Genomic DNA, 18,814 nt, shown 5'->3' with positions numbered 1-18,814 from the left:
ACCGCGCGAGAAGACGCTCCCGCTCTGCTCCTGCCGATATGCGCGTGCCCGCCCTGCGTCGGTGCAGGGCGGGCACCCAGCGGTCGAGCGGCGGCACGCGCCGCTCAGCTGCCCATGGCGTCGATGAGGCTTTTGGGCCGCAGGTCGGTCCAGTTCTCCTCGACGTAGGCGAGGCAGGCGTCGCGGGTGTCCTCCCCGAAGACGGTCGTCCACCCCGCCGGGACCTCGGCGAAGGACGGCCACAGGGAGTGCTGTCCCTCGTCGTTGACCAGGACCAGGAAGCGGCCGTCGGCGTCGTCGAAGGGGTTGCTCATGATTGGTTCCTCCTCAGGATGTCCGAGAGGGGCAGGCCGGGGTCGGCCGCCGCTCCCTCCAGTACGGATAGCAGATCGGTGACGAGACGCTCGGCGGTGGCCCGGTCGAACAGGTCCGTCGCGTAGATGAGTCCGCAGTGCACGGCCCCGCTCCCCCGCGGCTCGTAGAAGCTCAGTGTCAGGTCGGCCGGTGCCGTGCCCGTTGCCACTGTGTCGAGTGTGCCGAGCTGGCCCTCCAACTGCGTTCGTTCGGCCTGCTCGTGGTGGATGACCAGCACCTGCGGCCCGTCCCACCCGAGATCGCGCGCCACGTCCTCCAGCGGGGTGTCCTGGCGGTCGAGCGCGCTGAGGGTGGTCTCGCGGACGCGTGCCAGGAGATCGGCGAAAGCCGGGTCGCCGGTGGTGTCGGTCCGCAAAACCAGGGTGTTGAAGAAACAGCCCACCAGGTCCGCCAGCTTGTCGTCGGTGCGCCCGGCCACCAGCGTGCCGATCGGCAGGTCGGTCCCGGCCCCATGGCTGGTGAGCACCGTGGCCAGGGCCGATTGCAGGACCATGAACATGCTCGTGCGCGTCGCGTGGGCGAGCTGGTCGACGGCCGCGTGGACCCGCTCGTCGAGCACGAATTCGACGACCTCGCCCCGGCCGCCGCGCGCGCCTGTGCGTGGGCGGTCGGCGGGCAGCGGCAGCTCGGTGGGGATGTCCCGCAGGGTGCGGCGCCAGTAGTCGAGCTGCCGGGCCGCGAGGCTCTGCGCATCCGCCGGGTCGCCGAGCACCTCGTGCGCCCACTGGGTGTAGTCGCCGTAGGTGACCGGCAGCAGCTTCCAGTCCGGGGCGCGGCCCCGCATGCGGGCCGCGTAGGCGGTGTTCAGGTCGCGCAGCAACGGCACCACCGACCACTCGTCAACGCCGAGGTAGTGCAGGGTCAGCAGCAGCGCCTGCCGCCCCTCGCCCTCGCTCGGCACCAGGAGGCGCGCCCGCATAGGGGGCTCCGCGCCCAGGTCGGGCCGTGCGTGGGCGCGGCGGGCGAGCCGGTCCTCCACGTCGGCGCACTGCTCCACCACCAGCCCGGGGGGCTCGACGATGCGCTGGTACACGGCGCCGTCGCGCTCGGCGAATACCGTGCGCAGCGGCTCGTGGCGCTCCACCAGGTCGCGCACAGCGGCGCCGAGCGCGGCAGCGTCGAGGCCCCGGCCCTCGGGCGCGCGCAGCACCAGGGCGTGATCGTAGGCGGGCAGCGCGCGGTAGCGCGACCACCGCCACCGCTGGGTGGGGGCAAGCGGCAGCTCATCAGGGCGCTCGCGCTCCCGCAGCTCGGGCCGGGCCGCCTCGGCACCGACGAGCTTCTCCGCGATACCGGCCACGGTCGGGGCGTCGAAGACGTCCCTGATGGTCAGTTCCGCGCCGAACTCCGAACGGATGCGTCCCAGCAGCCGCATCGACGACATCGAGTGTCCACCGAGCATGAAGAAGTCGTCGTGGATACCGATCTCCTCGATGCCCAGCCGGTCGAGATCGAGGATCTCGCCGAAGAGCCGCGCGAGCAGGCGCTGGGCGGGGGTGGAGGGCCGCGTGTCCCCGGCCAGGTGGCTCCAGTCGGGTTCCGGCAGCGCCTTCTTGTCCAGCTTGCCGTTGGGGGTCAGCGGCAGCGGGCCGTCCAGTGGCACGACGATGGCCGGGACCATGTACTCGGGCACCAGGCCGGCCACGTGCGCGCGCAGTTCGGCCGGGTCCGGCGGTGCTCCGCCGGCGTCGGCCGGGACGGCGTAGGCGACGAGCCGCACGATGTCGCCCGAGCGGTCGGCGATGACCGCCGCCTGCGCCACGCGGGGGTGGGAGGCGAGGGCGGCGATGATCTCGCCGGGCTCGATGCGGAATCCGCGGATCTTCACCTGGTCGTCGACGCGGCCGAGGAAGTCCAGGTTGCCGTCGGCCCGCCAGCGCGCCCGGTCGCCGGTGCGGTACATCCGCGCCCCGGGCGGGCCGAACGGGTCGGCCACGAACCGCTCGGCGGTCAGCCCGTGGCGGGCGAGGTAGCCGCGGGCCAGGCCGCGGCCGGACACGTAGAGCTCACCGATCACGCCGGGCGGAACCGGCCGCAGTCCGGTGTCCAGCACGTAGCAGCGGGTGTTGGGGTCGGGGCGGCCGATGGGGACGCGGGCGTTCGCGACGCGGTCCGGTTCGGGCACCCAGAGGGTGGAGTTGACCGTGGCCTCGGTGAGCCCGTAGGCGGCGATCAGGTTGACCCGGCCCGACCAGCGGTCGAACAGGTCCGGCGGCACGGTCTCGGTGCCGACGAGGATGGTCGACCCTTCCGGCAGCTCGCATTCGGCGGGCAGTGCCGACACCAAGGACGGTGGCAGGATCATGTGCGTGACGCGCTGCTCGGCCAGGAAGTCGGTGAGCGCGGCACCTGCCACGCGCGCCTCCTCGGGGATGAGCACCAGGCGTCCGCCGTAGCACAGCGCCATGGACAGCTCGAACACGAAGACGTCGAAGCCGATGGAGGCGAACTGGAGGAGGGTGCTGTCCGGGCGGAGCCCCATCCGGTCGACGGCGGTGGCGACCAGGCTGCCGATGCCCTCGTGGGAGACCACCACGCCCTTCGGGCGGCCGGTGGAGCCGGACGTGTAGATGATATAGGCGGCCTGGTCCAGCGAGGTGACAGCGGCGGCAGGAGTGTCCTCAGCGTCGGCGCCGGAGTCGGCTGCCAGCTCGGCGACGATGTCCGGAGCGTCGAGCAGCAGCGTCGCCACGCCCGCGACCTCGGGGATCTTGCCCGCCGCGCTCTCGGTTCCCACCACGATGCGGGCGCCGGAGTCGCCGATCATGTAGGAGAGGCGGTCGCCGGGGTGGGACAGGTCGAGCGGCAGGAACGCGGCGCCGAGACGCAGCGTGCCGAGCACGGTGGCGATCATGTCGGCGGTTCGGGGAACCGCGACGCCGACGACGCTCTCCGGGACGACGCCGCGCCGCCGCAGCAGCCGCGCGATCTCGTTGGCGCGGGCGTCGAGCTCGGCGTAGGTGACCTCGCGCCCCCGCTCGACGACGGCGACGGCCTCGGGCTGCTCGGCGACGCGCCGGGCGAACAGGCCGGGAAGGGACAGCTCCTCAACGGCGCGTTGTGTGGCGTTGAAGTCCTCCAGCACCAGGCGCCGCTCGTCCTCGTCGAGGATGTCGACGGCGCTGACGGGGGCCTCGGGTGCGGCAGCGACCGCACCGATCAGGCGGGACAGGCGGTCGCCGAGCCGGGTGACGGTGGCGGTGTCGAACAGCTCGGTCGCGTACTCGATCCGGCAGGAGACGCGGCCGCCGTCGGCGGCGTCCGTGTCAGTCGCCTCCGCCGCGGCCTCCATGTACTCGGTGAAGCTGAACACGAGGTCGAACTTGGCGGTACGCGTCTCGAAGGGCATGCCCTCCACCCGCAGGCCGGGCAGTTCCAGCAGGTCGCCGGAGCGTGCGTGGTAGCCGACCATGACCTGGAACAGCGGGTTGCGGGCGGGGGTCCGCACGGGGTTCAGCCGTTCCACGACCGCCTCGAAGGGCACGTCGGCGTGCGAGAAGGCGGTGAGGTCGGTGTCCTTCACGCGCGCCACGAGCTCGCTGAAGCTGGGATCACCGGAGACGTCGGTGCGCAGCACCAGTGTGTTGACGAAGAACCCGACCAGGTCGTCCAGGGCCTCGTCGGTGCGTCCGGCGATGGGGGCTCCCAGGGGGATGTCCTCGCCCGCCCCCATGCGGTGCAGCAGTGCGGCGACTGCCGCGTGCAGCAGCATGAACATGCTGGCGCCGGTCCGCTGGGCGAGCGTGCGCAGCGCCCGGCAGGTGGCGGGGTCGAGCTCCAGGTCGAGGGCGGCCCCCGCGAAGGTGGGGCGGGCCGGACGCGCGCGGTCGAGGGGCAGCTCGATCTCCTCGGGCGCGCCGTCCAGCACGCGCGCCCAGTGGTCGAGCTGGCGGGCGGCACGGCTGCCGGGGTCAGCGGCGTCGCCGAGCAGGCGGCGCTGCCACAGCGCGTAGTCCGCGTACTGGACGGGCAGGGGCTCCCAGTCCGGGGCGCCGCCGTCGCGCCGGGCGGCGTAAGCGGCGGCGAGGTCGCGCAGGAAGGGGCGGTCGGACCACTCGTCGGTGGTGATGTGGTGCAGGAGCAGCACGACCACGTGGTCCTCAGGTGCGATCTCGGCGATGGTGGCGCGCAGCGGCAGCTCGCGGGTGAGGTCGAAGGGGCGTGCCACGGCGTCGCTCACGATCTCCCGCACCTCGTCCTCGTGGGCTGAGCGCGCCGCGATCTCCGGTCGGGCCTGTTCCGCGGGGACGACCCGCTGGAACGGCACGCCGTCCCGCTCGCCGATGAGCGTGCGGAGCGCCTCGTGCCGCGCCACGACGTCGCCGAGGGCGGCGCACCAGGCGTCGATATCGAGGCCGCCGCGCATCCGCAGCACCAGCGGGAAGTTGTAGGCGGCCGAGGTGCCCTCCAGCTGCTGGATGACCCACAGCCGCTGCTGGGCGTGCGAGAGCGGCAGCTCGGCTGGACGGTCGGCGGCGACCAGCGCGGGCCGGGGGGCCGTGCGCTCCTCACTGCCGTCCCCCTGGGCACGGCGCACCAGATCGGCGACGGTGGGCGCCTCGAAGAGGTCGCGGATGGCCAGCTCGGCGCCCAGCGCGGTGCGGGCCCGGGCGATCAGCCGGGTGGCCAGGAGTGAGTGGCCGCCGAGGTCGAAGAAGTCGTCGTCGATCCCGACCTGCTCGACTCCGAGTGCCTCCGCGAACAGCGCGCACAGCTCCCGCTCCTCCGGGGTGCGGGGCGGACGGCTCTCCTGCGCCGCCGCGAACGCGGGGGCGGGCAGGGCCCGCACGTCGAGCTTGCCGTTGACGGTCAGCGGCAGAGCGTCGACCGCGACGAGGGCGGCCGGGACCATGTAGTCGGGCAGCCGCGCCTTGAGGTGGTCACGGAGTTCGGTAAGGAGCTCCTCGCCACACGCGGTGTACCCGATGAGCCGCTTGGTGCCGCCGGGCCCGGAGGCGTCGGCGACGACGGCGGCCTGCCGAACGCCGGGATGGATTTCCAGCTCCGCGGCGACCTCGCTCGGCTCGACACGATGCCCGCGGATCTTCACCTGGTCGTCGGTGCGGCCGAGGAAGTCGAGGTTGCCGTCGGGGCGGCAGCGCACCAGGTCGCCGGTGCGGTACATGCGCGAGCCGGGTGCGCCGAACGGGTCCGCGACGAACCGCTCGGCGGTCAGGCCATACCTGTCGTGGTAGCCGCGCGCCAGGCCGACCCCGGCGATGTAGAGCTCGCCGGGGCTGCCGGGCGGGACGGGCCGCAGGCGGGAGTCGAGCACGTACCCGCGGGTGTTCCAGATGGGGCGTCCGACCGTCGGTGTGGCGCTGTCGAACGTGGAGCCGCCCAGGGTGTTGATGGTGTATTCGGTGGGTCCGTAGAGGTTGTAGCCGTAGGTGCCCTCAGTGTCGCGAAGCCGCGACCACACGGCGTCGGAGACCGCTTCCCCGCCGAGCAGCACCAGTGACGGGCGGTGGCGGCCTCCGGTGGCGCCGCTGTCGGGCTGCTCGTCGTCCTCCAGCAGCCCCTCTTCGAACAGCAGCTGGGCGTAGGTCGGCGTCACGTTGACGACGTCGATGCGGTGGGTGTCGCAGTAGGCCACCAGCGCCTCGGCGTCGCGGCGCAGCTCCTCGTCGCACACGTGCACTTCGTGCCCTTCGACGAGCCAGAGGAGCTCTTCCCAGGACATGTCGAAGGCGAAGGACACGGTGTGGGCGATACGCAGCCGTCGGCCGGCCCCCTCGATGGCCGGGCCGAAGATGGCCTCCTGGTGGTTGAGCTGCATGTTGGTCAGCCCGCGGTAGGGCGTGATGACGCCCTTGGGGCGGCCGGTCGACCCGGAGGTGTAGATGACGTAGGCCGGGTGGTCCATCCGCCCGGGGCGGCCGTGGGCGAACTCCGGACGTTCGTCGTCGGTGACCTCCCCGCCGGGCAGCGCGTCCAGCTCGGCCCGGATGTCCGGGGCGTCGATGAGCACAGCTGGCACGTCGGCCTCGGCCAGGCGGGGGGCCACGGTGGAGGTGGACAGGAGGCACAGAGGGCCGGTGTCCTCCAGCATGAGGGTGAGCCGGTCGGCCGGGTGGTCGAGGTCCAACGGCAGGTAGGCGGCCCCGGTACGCAGCACCGCGAACAGCGCGACCACCATCTCGATCGAGCGGGGCAGCGCCAGCGCTACGACGCGCTCGGGGCCGGCGCCGCGCGCCAGCAGCAGCCGCGCGAGGCGGTTGACGTGGGCGTCCAGCTCGGTGTAGGTGAGCGCGCGCTCGCCCGCCACCAGCGCGGTGGCGTCAGGGGTGCGCCGGGCCTGGTGGGCGAGCATGTCGGCGACGGTGTCGTCGGGCAGGGGGCGCCGCGTGGAGTCCCACTCCTGCTCCAGGGCGCGGCGCTCGGCCGCGGGCAGCACGTCCACCGCGGCGAGCGGGGCCGTGAGGTCGGCCGCCAGGTTCTCCAGGGCCGTGGTGAACCGGGACAGCACGGTGGTGGCCGCGTCGGTGTCGAACAGGTCGGGGCGCGCGGCCAGGGTGACGCGTAGGCGGCGCTCACCCGGCGTGACGATGAGGGTCAGCGGGAAGTGCGTGCCGTCGACGTTGGACACGCCGGTGATGCCGTGGCGTCGGCGCAGCCCCTCCTGCCGCTCGTCGCCGTCGGCGTTGCGCAGCACGAACAGCGTGTCGAACAGCTTGCGGTGCCCGGCCTCGCGCTGGATGTCGCCGAGGCCCACGTACTCGTGGGGCATGAGCGCCGCCCGGTCGGACTGGGCGCGGCGCAGGAGGTCGAGCACGGACTCGCGGGCGTCGAAGGTGAGGCGGGTCGGCACGGTGTTGAGGAACATGCCGATGACGCTTTCGACGTCGGGCACCTCCACCGGCCGCCCGGCTACGGCCGTGCCGAACACGACGTCGTCGCGGCCGAGCATGCTGGACAGCACCAGCCCCCAGGCGGCGTTGAGCAGCGTGTTGAGGGTGAGCCCGTTGCCGCGTGCCTGCTCGCGCAGCCGCTCGGTCAGCTCTTCCGACAGCCACGTGTCGACGTCGGCGGGGATGGCCGGCTCGCGGCCGCGGTCGTCGGGGGCGACGAGCGTGGGCTCCTCCAGTCCGGCCAGCGCGCCGCGCCACGCCGCGGCGGCGGCCGCGGCGTCCTGGCGTTCCAGCCAGGAGAGGTAGTCGCGGTAGGAGCCGGGGACGGGCAGCCCGGTGTCGTCGCCCGCCCGCTCATACAGCGTGAACAGCTGCTCTAGGAACAGCCAGGCGGACCAGCCGTCCCACAGCACGAGGTGGTGGGTGATCACGAGCCGGTCCCGGCCGTCGGCGAGCCGGATGAGGCGCAGGCGGCAGAGCGGGGGGCGGGCCAGGTCGAAGCGCTCCCGGCGGTCGTGGTCCATGACGTCGGTGAGACGCGCGGCCCGCTCGTTCTCGGGCAGGCCGGACAGGTCGATCTCGGTCAGCGGCACCTCGGGGGCGGTGGCGATGAACTGCACCGGCCGCGGCACGCCGTCGCTGGTGAAGCCCGCGCGCAGGCTGGGGTTGCGGGCGAGCAGCGCCGCGCAGGCGGCGCGCAACCGGTGGGCGTCCAGGCGCCGGTCGAAGTCGAGGGCCTCCTGGGACATGTAGACGTCGAGGGCGCCCTCGTCGTAGCTGGAGTGGAAGTACAGGCCCTCCTGCAACGGGGAGAGCGGCCAGATGTCCTCGACCGGGGTGGGGCTCAGCTCTTCGACCCGGGCGGTCTCCTCGGGGGTCAGCGTGAAGGCGGCCGGGGCGTCGTCGGCACCGGCCTCCGGCGCGCCCCCCTCCGCGGCCACCGCGGCGGCGAGCGCGGCCGGGGTGGTGTGCCCGAACACGTCGCGCGGGCTGATCTCCAGCCCGGCGGCGCGTGCCTTGCTGGAGACTCCGATGGAGGTGATGCTGTCGCCGCCGAGCATGAAGAAGTCGTCGTCGATCCCGACCTCGGGCAGCCCGAGGACGTCGGCGAAGATCGCGCACAGCTGGCGCTCGCGGTCGTCGCGCGGCCCGCGTGCGGACGTGGGCGCGGCAGCGGCGGGGGCGGGCAGGGCGGCGGCGTCCAGCTTGCCGCTCGGGGTGAGCGGGAGGTCGTCGAGGACGACGAAGGCGCTGGGCACCATGGGCGCGGCCAGCCGGTCGGCCAGATCGGCGCGCAGCACGTCGGGATCGAGGTCGTGGTCGCCACGCGCGGGGACGATGTAGGCGGTGAGCACGCCGTCGCGGGCGACCACGGCGGCCCGGTCGACGCCGGTGGTGGCGGTGAGCGCGGCTTCGACCTCGCCGGGTTCGATGCGGTTGCCGCGGATCTTGATCTGCCGGTCGGTGCGCCCGAGGTATTCCAGGGCGCCGTCGGCACGGCGGCGGACCAGGTCCCCGGTCCGGTACATGCGGTCGCCGGGCGCGCCGAAGGGATCGGCGACGAACCGGTCGGCGGTCAGCTCGGGGCGGCGGTGGTAGCCGCGCGCCAGCTGGACCCCGGCCAGGTACAGCTCCCCGGGGACGCCCGGAGCCACCGGCCGGAGGCAGGCGTCGAGGACGTACAGGCGGGTGTTGGACACCGGCCAGCCGATGGGGACGGAGGAGAGGGTGTCGGGTGCGGCGGCGTCCACGTGGGGGGAGAACGGGTACCAGGTGACGTCCACGGCCGCCTCGGTGGGGCCGTAGAGGTTGTGCAGTGGGACGCCGGTGAGCGCGTCCCACCGGGTCGCGGCGTCGGTGCCCAGCGCCTCGCCGCTGCTGAAGACGCGGACCAGGCTCGACGCCCATCCCGGATCGGCGGTGACCTCCTCGGCGCGGAGGAACGCCTCCAGCATGGAGGGCACGAAGTGCAGGGTCGTGATACCCCGGCGCCGGATGAGGTCCGCGAGGTAGGCGGGGTCGCGGTGGCCGTCGGGGCGGGCGAGCACGACGGCGGCGCCCTCGCACAGCGCCCAGAAGAACTCCCACACCGAGACGTCGAAACTGGAGGGGGTCTTCTGCAGCACGCGGTCGGCGGCGGCAAGGCCGTAGTGGTCCTGCATCCACGCCAGCCGGTTGACGATCGCCCGGTGGGTGACGATGACCCCCTTGGGGCGGCCGGTGGAGCCGGAGGTGTAGATGAGGTAAGCGGGGTCGTCCGGTCCGGCGTCCACGACAGTGGCCGGTTCCCCGCCACCGGCGCGTGCGGCGGACCCGTCGGCGAGCGCGGCGCCCGGGTCGGCGGGCGTCCCGGCGTGCCCGTCGGTGGTGCCCGACGCGGCCACCGACGTTCGCGCGTCGCGGATGTCCGGCGCGTGGTCGTCCGAGTCCGAGGCCGCGCCTGGCGTGCCCGCCCCCGACTCGGATGGCGTACGCGCGCCGGCCCCGACCGGACGGGCGCCGTTGGTGTCGGCGGTCCGCTGGTGGAGGTCGGACGTCGCCGCCGGGTCGGCGATCGGCGCCAGGACGAGCGGCTCCAGGCCGTCGAGGCGCGGCAGGCGGCCGGCGGAGTCGGGGACGGTGATGACCGTCCGCGCGCCCGAGTCGGTGAGCATGTAGGAGACGCGGTCGGCCGGGTAGTCCAGGTCGACGGGGAGGTAGGCGGCGCCGGACTTGAGGACGCCCAGGAGGGCGACCATCAGCTCGGCGGAGCGCGGGACGGCGACGGCGACGACCTGTTCGGGGCCGGCGCCGCGTGCGCGCAGCCGGCGTGCGAGCGCTTCGGCCCGCTGGTCGAGCTCCGCGTAGGTGAGGCTCGTGTCCGCGTCGTCATCGGCGACGGCCGCGATCGCGTCCGGTGTGCTGGCGGCCTGGGCGGCGATCAGTTCGGCGAGGGTGGCCTCGGGGATGTCGTCGCGGGCGGTCGCGTTGGACTCGCGCAGCAGGTCGTGCTCGTGGTCAAAGAGCAGGTCGAGGCGGGCGACGGGACGCGCGGGGTCGGCGGCCACGGCGGTCAGGACGCGCACGAGGCGGTCGGCCAGCTCCCGCACCGCGGGCTCGGGCAGGCGGGCGGCGTCGTGCTTGAAGCGGAGTTCGAGGTGCTGCCCGCCCGTGGTCCCGTCCTTCGCGTCGGGATGGCCGCCGGGCGGCATCACGATGAGGGCGAGGGGGTAGTGCACGGCGTCGTGCACCTTGACGCCGGTGATGTCGAGCTGCCCGCCGGTCCCCGCATTGGTGTCGGCGTCGGGCTGGTTCTCGACGACCACCAGGGTGTCGAAGAGCTCGCCGAGCCCGGCCACGCGCTGGACCTCGGCCAGGCCGATGTGGTGGTGGTCGAGGAGCGCGGACTGCTCGTCGTGCAGCCGGGTGAGGGCGTCGGCGATGGTGTCGCCGGGGTGCCAGCTCATCCGCATGGGCAGGGTGTTGATGAACAGGCCGACCATCGACTCGATGCCCGCGACGTCGGCGGTGCGCCCGGACACGGTGCTGCCGAACAGCACCTCCGACCGCCCGGTCAGCGCGCCCAGCAGCAGGCCCCAGGCGCCGTGCACGACGGTGCTCAGGGTCAGGCCGTTCTCCCGTGCGCGCGCTGTCAGGTCGGCGGTGAGGCGCGGGGGCAGAGCGGTGGTCACCATGTCCGGCCGCGGCGCCTCGTCCTCGGGTGCCTCCACGAACCGGGTGGGCTCGTCCACCCCCGCGAGCGCCGCCCGCCAGGCCTGGCGGGCGGCCTCGTGGTCGCGGCCGGCCAGCCAGGCCAGGTAGGCGCGGTGGTCGGGAGGCTCCGGCAGGCTCCCGCCCGCGTAGCCCACGCGCAGGTCGCGCAGCATGATCCCGACCGACCAGGCGTCGGCGATGATGTGGTGCAGGGTGAGGACCAGCTTGCAGGCGCCGGGGTCAGCGGCGCCTCCGGTACGGATGAGCATGGCCCGCAGCAGCGGCGGCCGCGCCAGGTCGAAGCGCTCGGCGCGGTCACGCTCCAGGAGGTCGTCGAGCCGGGCGCCAGCGGCGTCGGAACCGGTGAGGTCGATCTCCTGCCAGGGCAGCTCGACGCGCTCGGGCACACGCTGCACGACGCGGCCGTCGGGCAGGCGGTGGAACCCGGCGCGCAGCAGCGGGTGGCGGTCGAGCACGCCCCGCAGTGCGCCGCGCAGCGCGGCGGCGTCCACGTCTCCGGCGAGGTCGAGCACCTCCTGCACGGCGTAGATGTCGGCGGCGCCCTCGTCGAAGACCGCGTGGAAGTAGAAGCCCTCCTGCAGCGGGGAGACCGGCAGGGCCGCGTCGTCGAGGTCGACCGGTGTGGCGGCGGCTCCGATCGGCGCCTCCCCCGACGCAGCGGCGTCCACGGCGTCGGCCAGCGCCGCCACCGTCCGGCGGGAGAAGACGTCCCGGGGTGTGATCGCGAACCCCGCGCGCCGGGCCTCGTTGACGAGGCGGATGGCGACGATGCTGTCGCCGCCCAGCTCGAAGAAGCCGTCGTGGACACCCACGGCATCCAGACCGAGCACGTCGGCGAACAAGCGGGCCAGCGCCAGCTCGGTGGGCGTGGTGGGGGCGGCGTCGCCGACGAGCGCGTTCCAGTCGGGCTCGGGCAGCGCTTTCTTGTCGAGCTTGCCGTTGGGGGTCAGCGGCAGCGGGCCGTCCATCAGGACGACCGCCGAGGGCACCATGTACTCCGGAAGCGCCGCGGCGGCGTGAGCGCGCAGGTCACCCGCGCCCGCCGTGCCCACGGCGTAGGCGACGAGGCGCTTGGCGCCGCGCTGGTCCTCGCGGATGACCACGGCGGCCTGGGCGACCTCGGGGTGGGCCATGAGCGTGCTCTCGACCTCGCCGGGTTCGATCCGGTACCCGCGGATCTTGACCTGGGCGTCGGTGCGGCCGAGGAAGTCGATGTTGCCGTCGGGACGCCAGCGGGCGCGGTCGCCCGTGCGGTACATGCGCGCCCCGGGTTCGCCGTAGGGGTCGGCGACGAAGCGCTCGGCGCTCAGCGCCTGGCGGCCGCGGTAGCCGCGGGCCAGACCGCGTCCGGCGACGTAGAGCTCGCCCTCGACGCCGATGTCGACCGGGCGCAGGGCCGTGTCGAGGATGTAGCAGCGGGTGTTGGGGTCGGGGACGCCGATGGGCACTCTGCTTTCGGCGCGCTCAGGCTCCTCGCTCGTCTCCGCCGTCGACGCGTCGGGCGCTTCGCGCGTCGGCATCGGCGGCTCTGCTCGCTCGCTCACCTTCACGTCGCGGTCGCCGGGGTCGGCGGCGTCAGCTCCCATGCCGACGACCCACAGGGTGGAGTTGACCGTCGCCTCGGTGAGCCCGTAGGCGGCGACGACGCGCAGCCGCCGCGACCAGCGGGTGATCAGCTCGGTCGGGACGGTCTCGGTACCGACGACCAGCACCGCGCCCTCGGGCAGCTCGCATTCGGGGGGCAGCGCGGCCACCAGGGACGGCGGCAGGATCATGTGGGTGCCGCGCTGCTCGGCGATGTAGTCGGTGAGTTCGGCCCCGGCGACGCGGCGTTCGGCCGGCACGATGACGCTGCGGCCGCCGACGCCCAGCGCCATGGTCAGGTCCCACACGGCGACGTCGAAGCCGACGGAGGCGAACTGGATGACGCGGCTGGTCGCGTCGACGCCGAGGCGGTCGACGGCGGTGGCGATCAGACTGCCGATGCCCTCGTGCGAGACGACCACGCCCTTGGGCCGGCCGGTGGAACCGGAGGTGTAGATGACGTAGGCGGCCTGGTGCAGGTGGGGGGTGGCGGGCGCGGCGGCGTGCGGGTAGCCGGAGGTGTCGGCCGTGTCGAGGAGGAGGGTGGCCGGTGCTGTCGGGTCGGCCGACTCCGGGAGGTCCGCCGGTCCGGGCAGGTCGCCGGTGAGGTCGGAGGTGGTGATGACGAGGCGGGCGCGGGCGTCCGAGAGCATGTAGGCGATGCGCTCGCGCGGGTGGTCCAGGTCGATCGGCAGGTAGGCGGCGCCCGCCTTCATGACGGCGAGGAGGGCGACGACGAGGCCGGTCGACCGGGGCAGCGCGACGGCGACGACGTCCTCGTCGCGCACGCCGCGTTCACGCAGGAGGTGGGCCAGGCGGTTGGCGGCGGCGTCCAGTTCGGCGTAGGTGAGGCGGTCGGATTCGCACACGACGGCGATGCTGCCGGGGGTGCGGGCGGCCTGGCGCTCGACGGCGCCGGGCCAGGTAACGTCCTCGACCTCGCGCGGGTCGGCCCCGACGTCCTCCAGCAGCCGCCGACGCTCGGCCGCGGGCAGCAGCTCGATGGCCCCGATGGGGCGCTCCGGCTGCGCCGCCATCGCGTCGAGAACTGCGAGCAGGCGGCGCTCGTGCCCGGCCAGCTCCTCGGCGCCGCACACGGCGGCGTCGGCGTCGAGGTTGATGGTCAGGCCCTGGCCGTCGGCCTGCTCGTTGACGGCGATCGACAGGTCGTTGACCGGTCCCAGGGACAGGCTGCGGTGCTCGACGTCGTGGTCGGCGAAGCTCATTCCTTCGCCGGTGAAGCCCATGACGTTGATGGTGGGCCCGACGAGCTGCGGCAGGCCGTCGGTGAGGCCGAGTTCGCGGGCGAGGTCCTCACCGCGGAAGCGGCTGTGGGCGACGAGGTCGCGGACGGCCGCGTCGACGGAGCTCACCAGCGCGGCCGGTGTGGTCTCGGGGCGCACGGCCAGGCGCAGGGGCAGGACGTTGGAGGCCATGCCGGGCACGTCGCGCGTCGCGGCGTCGAGGCGTGCGGTGACGGGCAGGCCGAGGATGACGTCCTGCGCGCCGGTCGCGCGGTGCACGTAGGCGGCGACGGCGGCGATGGCGACGCGCGACAGCCGGGTGCCGCTCTGCTCGGCCGCCGCACGCAGCGCTTGCGCGCGGGCCGGTGGAAGGTCGACCGTGCGCCGCAGGAAGCGGCGCATCTGGGATGGGGAGCGCTCGACCAGGCGGGCCGGTTCGGGCCGGTCGGCGAGCAGTGTGTGCCAGTAGGCGCGGTCGGTGTCGTGGTCGGGCGAGGTGAGGTAGGCGGCGTCGGCGGCTCTCAGCCGGTGCAGGGGGCCGTAGCCGTTCGGCTCCGGTCCCGCTGGCGCCGACGCCGCCTGCTCTCCCTCCCCAGGGAGTGGTGCGGCGCGCTGGTCCGTGTCCCCCGTGAAGGACGCGGTGTAGAGGGCGGCGGCCCGCCGGGTGACCAGGGTGCCGCCGTAGGCGTCCATCACGAGGTGGTGGTAGCGCTGGTACCAGCGGACGTGCCGCTCGTTGAGGCGGATGAGCGCCTGGGTGAACAGCGGGCCGTGTTCGAGGTCGGCGACCTGGTCGAGGTCCGCGCGCATCCATGCGTCCGCGGCGGCCTCGGGGTCGGGTTCGGCGCTGAGGTCCAGCAGCCGCGGCGCCGGGTCGGCCGGCGCCGCGGTCTGCTGCGGAGTACCGTCGGTCCCGTCGGAAGCGTCGGAGGGGGCGGTGCCGTCGGCGGTGGAGAACACCGTGTGCACGCTCTCGGCCTCGGCGACCGCGCGCCGGACGGAGGCGGCGAGCCGGTCGAGGTCGACGCGGCCGCGGATCTCCACGCACCATGCGATGTTGTACACAGGGTTGTCCGGCTCGACCTGCTGGGCATGCCAGACACCGGTCTGCGCACTGGTCAGGGGCTGACCATCGAACGCCATCTCAGACGCCTTTCCGGCTACGGTGACTTCGGGTACTTCGGTGGGGGTGCGCTACTTGTCGTCAGCCGTCAGCAGCGGGACGGTCTCGTCGATCGCGTAGGGGATCGACAGGACGGTGTTGAAGGAGAAGGCGGCGCCGATGTCCGGGTCCTGGTAGGGGATGAACAGGTCGTCGCCGTCCTTGACCACGTTGAGGCGCTGGTAGAGCTTCTCGCCCTTGATGCGGTCGTTGGCTTCCTCGCTGGAGGTCACCCACACCACCCGGTCGGCGGAGTCGAGCAGGTCGAGCTTCTCGGAGCCGAACTCGGCGACGTTCATGTTGTTCTCGACGAGCTTGTCGACGTCGCCGGAGAGCTTGAAGCCCAGTTCCTTGAAGAAGATCGCCTTGGGGTCGGTCTTGGCGAAGGCGGAGTAGACGCCGGGCTCGAAGCTGTCGGCCACGATCACGGTCTCCTCAGCGAACTCCGGGTGCTCCTCGCGGACCTTGGCGAACTTCTCGTCGGTGTCCTTGATCAGCTGGTCCATCTCGGCTTCCTTGCCCAGGGCCTTGCCGATCCGGCGGGACATCTCCTGCCACGGCGCCGCATAGTCGGGGTAGTCCTTCGGCTGCGCGACGACCGGCGCGATCTTCGAGAGCTTCTCGTACTGCTCCTTCTGCATGCCGGAGTACTGGGCGATGATCACATCCGGCTCAAGCTCCGCGACCTTCTCCATGTTGTACTCGTCGCGCTCACCGACGATCTCGGGCTTGTCGTCGCCCCAGCGGTCCTTGGTCCAGGGCCACTTGCCGTAGGGGTCCTCCTTGAACCAGTCGACCGCGCCGACCGGCTTCACGCCCAGGGCGAGCACCGCGTCCTGGTCGGACAGGCCGAGGGTGACGACCTTTTTCGGCTCGGAGGTGATCTCGGTCGTGCCGTACTTGTGCTCGATCGTGACCGGGAAGGCGCCGTCGCCGGAGGCGTCGCCGTCGGACGACGCGTCCTGGCCACCACCGCCGCCGCAGGCGGTCAGCGCCATGGCGAGGGTGAGCAGCAGCGCCGCGAAGGCGTGCTTGGGGGACATCGGTTCCACCTTTCAATACAGTGCGGTGCAGGGTGTGAGCGGGGTCAGAAATGGGTGCCCTGGGCCGCAGTGAGGACGCCCCAGGGCACGGGCAGTGGGCCGGCTGGCGGACCGGTCAGCCGGTGGCCCCGAGCGTCTCCGGCTGCCGGGGAAGCGCGGCCGGAGTGCGCTCGGTGACCGACCGAAGGATCTCCGCGGAGCGGATCGACACGTTGGAGAGCAGAGAGGAGGTGATGCCGTGCGTATGCTCGGTTCCGCCCTGCAGGTAGAGGCCGCCGTTGACGGCGGGGGTGGTCGCCACCCGGTAGTCGCGGTCGACGCGCAGGCGCCCCTCGTCGTCGCGGAGGCAGTCGCGGGCGAGGTCGCCGAGGAGCCCGACGGGAGAGGCCGGGCGGTAGCCGGTGGCGAAGACGGCGATGTCGGCGTCGAGCACGTCGACCTTGCCGGTGCTGGTTGATTCGAGCGTGGCGCGCACGCCCCCCGCGGACTCGGCGATGCCCGTCACCCGGGTGAGATTGAGCATGTGCAGCCGCTGCTGGCCGAGGACCTTCTCCTGGTAGCTGCGCCGGTAGAGGTCGTCGATGAGTTCGATGTCGACCACGGAGTAGTTGGTGTTGCCGTGGTAGTCCATGATCCGCCGCTTGGTCGCGGCCGGCGCCTGGTAGAAGTCGTCGACGGCCGCCGGGTCGAAGATGCGGTTGGCGAACGGGGAGTCGTCGGAGGGGCTGTAGCCGTACCGGGAGAAGACGGAGTACACCTCGGCGGCGGGAAAGCGGCGGTGCAGGTAGGCGGTGGCCTCGGCGGCGCTCTGGCCGGCACCGACCACGACGAAGCGCTTGGGGTCCTCGGCGTCGTCGGCGGCGAACTTCTCGACGTTGGGGACCAGGTCGCGGTTGTGCCAGACGCGCTCGGAGGTGGTGACGCCTTCGGGCAGGGAGGGGCGCAGCCCGGTGCCGAACACCAGGTTGCGGGCGCGGTAGACGGTTTCCTCGCGCTCCTGGGCGGAGCGGGCGGCCTGGTCGGCGGGGACAGCGACGACGTCGAAGTACTCCACCGTGCCGTCGACGGTCACCGGACGCACGGTGAGGACCTCGCTGCTGTAGGAGACGAGGTCGGACAGCTTGGCCGCGGCCCATTCGAGGTAGTCGTGGAACTCCACGCGCAGCGGGAAAAGGTTTTTGTGGTTGATGAAGTCGACCAGCCGGTCGGCGCTGTGCAGGTAGTTCAGGAAGCTGAACTCGCTGGTCGGGTTGCGCAGGGTGACCAGGTCCTTGAGGAAGGACACCTGCATGGTGGCGTCGTCGATCAGCATGCCCCGATGCCACCCGAAGCGTGGCTGCCGTTCGAGGAAGAGCGCGGTGAGGGCGTCCCCCGCCCTGCTGTCTGCGCGCTCGGGCTCCTCTCTCGCGCCGCCGCCGACCCACTCAGGCCTTCGGCCGTTCGGGGCCGACGACGTCACTCGCTCGCTCGCCCTCGCGTCGGAGGCCTTCTCGTTGCGCTCCGTGACCGCGATCGCCAGCGCGAGGTTCGAGGGGCCGAAGCCGATGCCGATGAGGTCGTAGAACGGAACCCCATCGTCGGGAATTGCCAGTGACATACCTGTCCCATCACTTGAGCGAGTATCACTCAGTTGGTCGGAGTCTGGAGTGTGCAGGCATGGCTCACCACACACAGCTGAACGAAGCCTAACCTAACTAAGGCATTGCTTACTTAGGTGAGTCTTGCTTAACTTGTGCACGATCGTCAATCCCTGCTGCGAGGAGGAGGCCCCATGCGGGTCGTCATGTTCGGGTACCAGACCTGGGGGCACCGCACGCTCCAGGCGCTTCTGGAGTCCGATCACGAGGTCGTCATGGTCGTCACGCACCCCAAGAGCGACCACGCCTATGAGCGGATCTGGAGTGATTCGGTAGCCGAGCTCGCCGAGGAGCACGGGGTTCCCGTGCTGCTGCGCGACCGCCCCGACGACGACGAGCTGCTGCAGGCGCTCAAAGAGGCCGAGCCCGACATCATCGTCGCCAACAACTGGCGGACCTGGATCCCGCCGCGCGTTTACGACCTCCCTCCGCACGGCACGCTCAACGTCCACGACTCCCTTCTGCCCGCCTACGCGGGCTTCTCGCCGATCATCTGGGCGCTGATCAACGGGGAGAAGGAGGTCGGCGTCACCGCCCACCTGATGAACGAGGACCTCGACGCGGGCGACATCGTCAAGCAGCTGGCGGTCGAGGTAGGCCCGAAGGACACCGCCGCCGACCTCGTCGCCAAGACCGTGGACCTCATCACACCGATCGTCACCGAGGCGCTCGACCTCATCGCCGCGGGCCGCACCGACTGGCAGAAGCAGGACCGCTCGCAGGCCAGCTTCTTCCACAAGCGGTCCATCGAGGACAGCCGCATCGACTGGACCTGGCCGGCCGAGGACCTGGAGCGGCTCGTGCGCGCCCAATGCGACCCGTACCCCAACGCCTTCACGCACTACAAGGGCGAGCGGATCCGGATTTTGGAGGCGGACGTCTCGCGGAAGCGCTACGGCGGCACCCCCGGGCGCATCTTCATCCCCGAGGGCGACGGCGTGGCGATCGTCGCGGGCGCCGACGCCCGCACCGGCCGCAACCACGGGCTGCTCATCAAGCGCGTCCGCACCGACGACGGGACGGAGTACGCGGCGACGGAGTACTTCCGCACGATGGGCGGCTACCTCACCGCCCACCCCTAGATGACTGAGTCCGATGTCTGAACTGGCTGCGGACATGACGAAGGGTGCCCGATGGTTAAGTTGTGACACGAAACCTGGACACCCTTCTCACCGCACTCTACGTGTTCTGCGACGACCACATC

At 72.5% G+C, this 18,814-nt stretch carries 5 protein-coding genes; 1 reads left to right on the top strand and 4 read right to left on the bottom strand.

The annotated features are described in order from the left end of the window. Positions 1–104: 104 nt before the first annotated feature. The 4 genes from ABD259_RS24385 to ABD259_RS24370 form a co-directional block, all read right to left on the bottom strand. Entirely contained in the window at positions 105–314 is a 210-nt protein-coding gene (locus tag ABD259_RS24385) for an MbtH family protein (protein WP_344106968.1), read from the bottom strand. Continuing rightward, positions 311–14,911, bottom strand: a complete 14,601-nt coding sequence (locus ABD259_RS24380) for an amino acid adenylation domain-containing protein (RefSeq protein ID WP_344165512.1) — start codon at positions 14,909–14,911, stop codon at positions 311–313. The genes ABD259_RS24385 and ABD259_RS24380 overlap by 4 nt, the downstream gene beginning before the upstream one ends. 51 nt (positions 14,912–14,962) lie before the next feature. After that, positions 14,963–15,973, bottom strand: a complete 1,011-nt coding sequence (locus ABD259_RS24375; protein WP_344106966.1) for an iron-siderophore ABC transporter substrate-binding protein — start codon at positions 15,971–15,973, stop codon at positions 14,963–14,965. A gap of 115 nt (positions 15,974–16,088) precedes the next feature. Next, on the bottom strand, positions 16,089–17,570 hold the full coding sequence (locus ABD259_RS24370) for a lysine N(6)-hydroxylase/L-ornithine N(5)-oxygenase family protein (RefSeq protein ID WP_344106965.1): 1,482 nt from the start codon (positions 17,568–17,570) through the stop codon (positions 16,089–16,091). 174 nt (positions 17,571–17,744) lie between these two features. On the opposite strand from ABD259_RS24370, the gene ABD259_RS24365 reads away from it, so the two are divergent. Continuing rightward, positions 17,745–18,692 (top strand): methionyl-tRNA formyltransferase, encoded by a 948-nt coding sequence (locus tag ABD259_RS24365; protein WP_344165509.1) that lies wholly within the window; start codon positions 17,745–17,747, stop codon positions 18,690–18,692. The last annotated feature ends 122 nt before the right edge of the window (positions 18,693–18,814 follow it).

Origin of the sequence: Nocardiopsis rhodophaea, assembly GCF_039530945.1 — a bacterium.
GTDB lineage: Bacteria > Actinomycetota > Actinomycetes > Streptosporangiales > Streptosporangiaceae > Nocardiopsis_C > Nocardiopsis_C rhodophaea.
The sequence above is the reverse complement of the archived record's forward strand: the minus strand, read 5'-3'. Positions and strand labels throughout refer to the sequence as shown.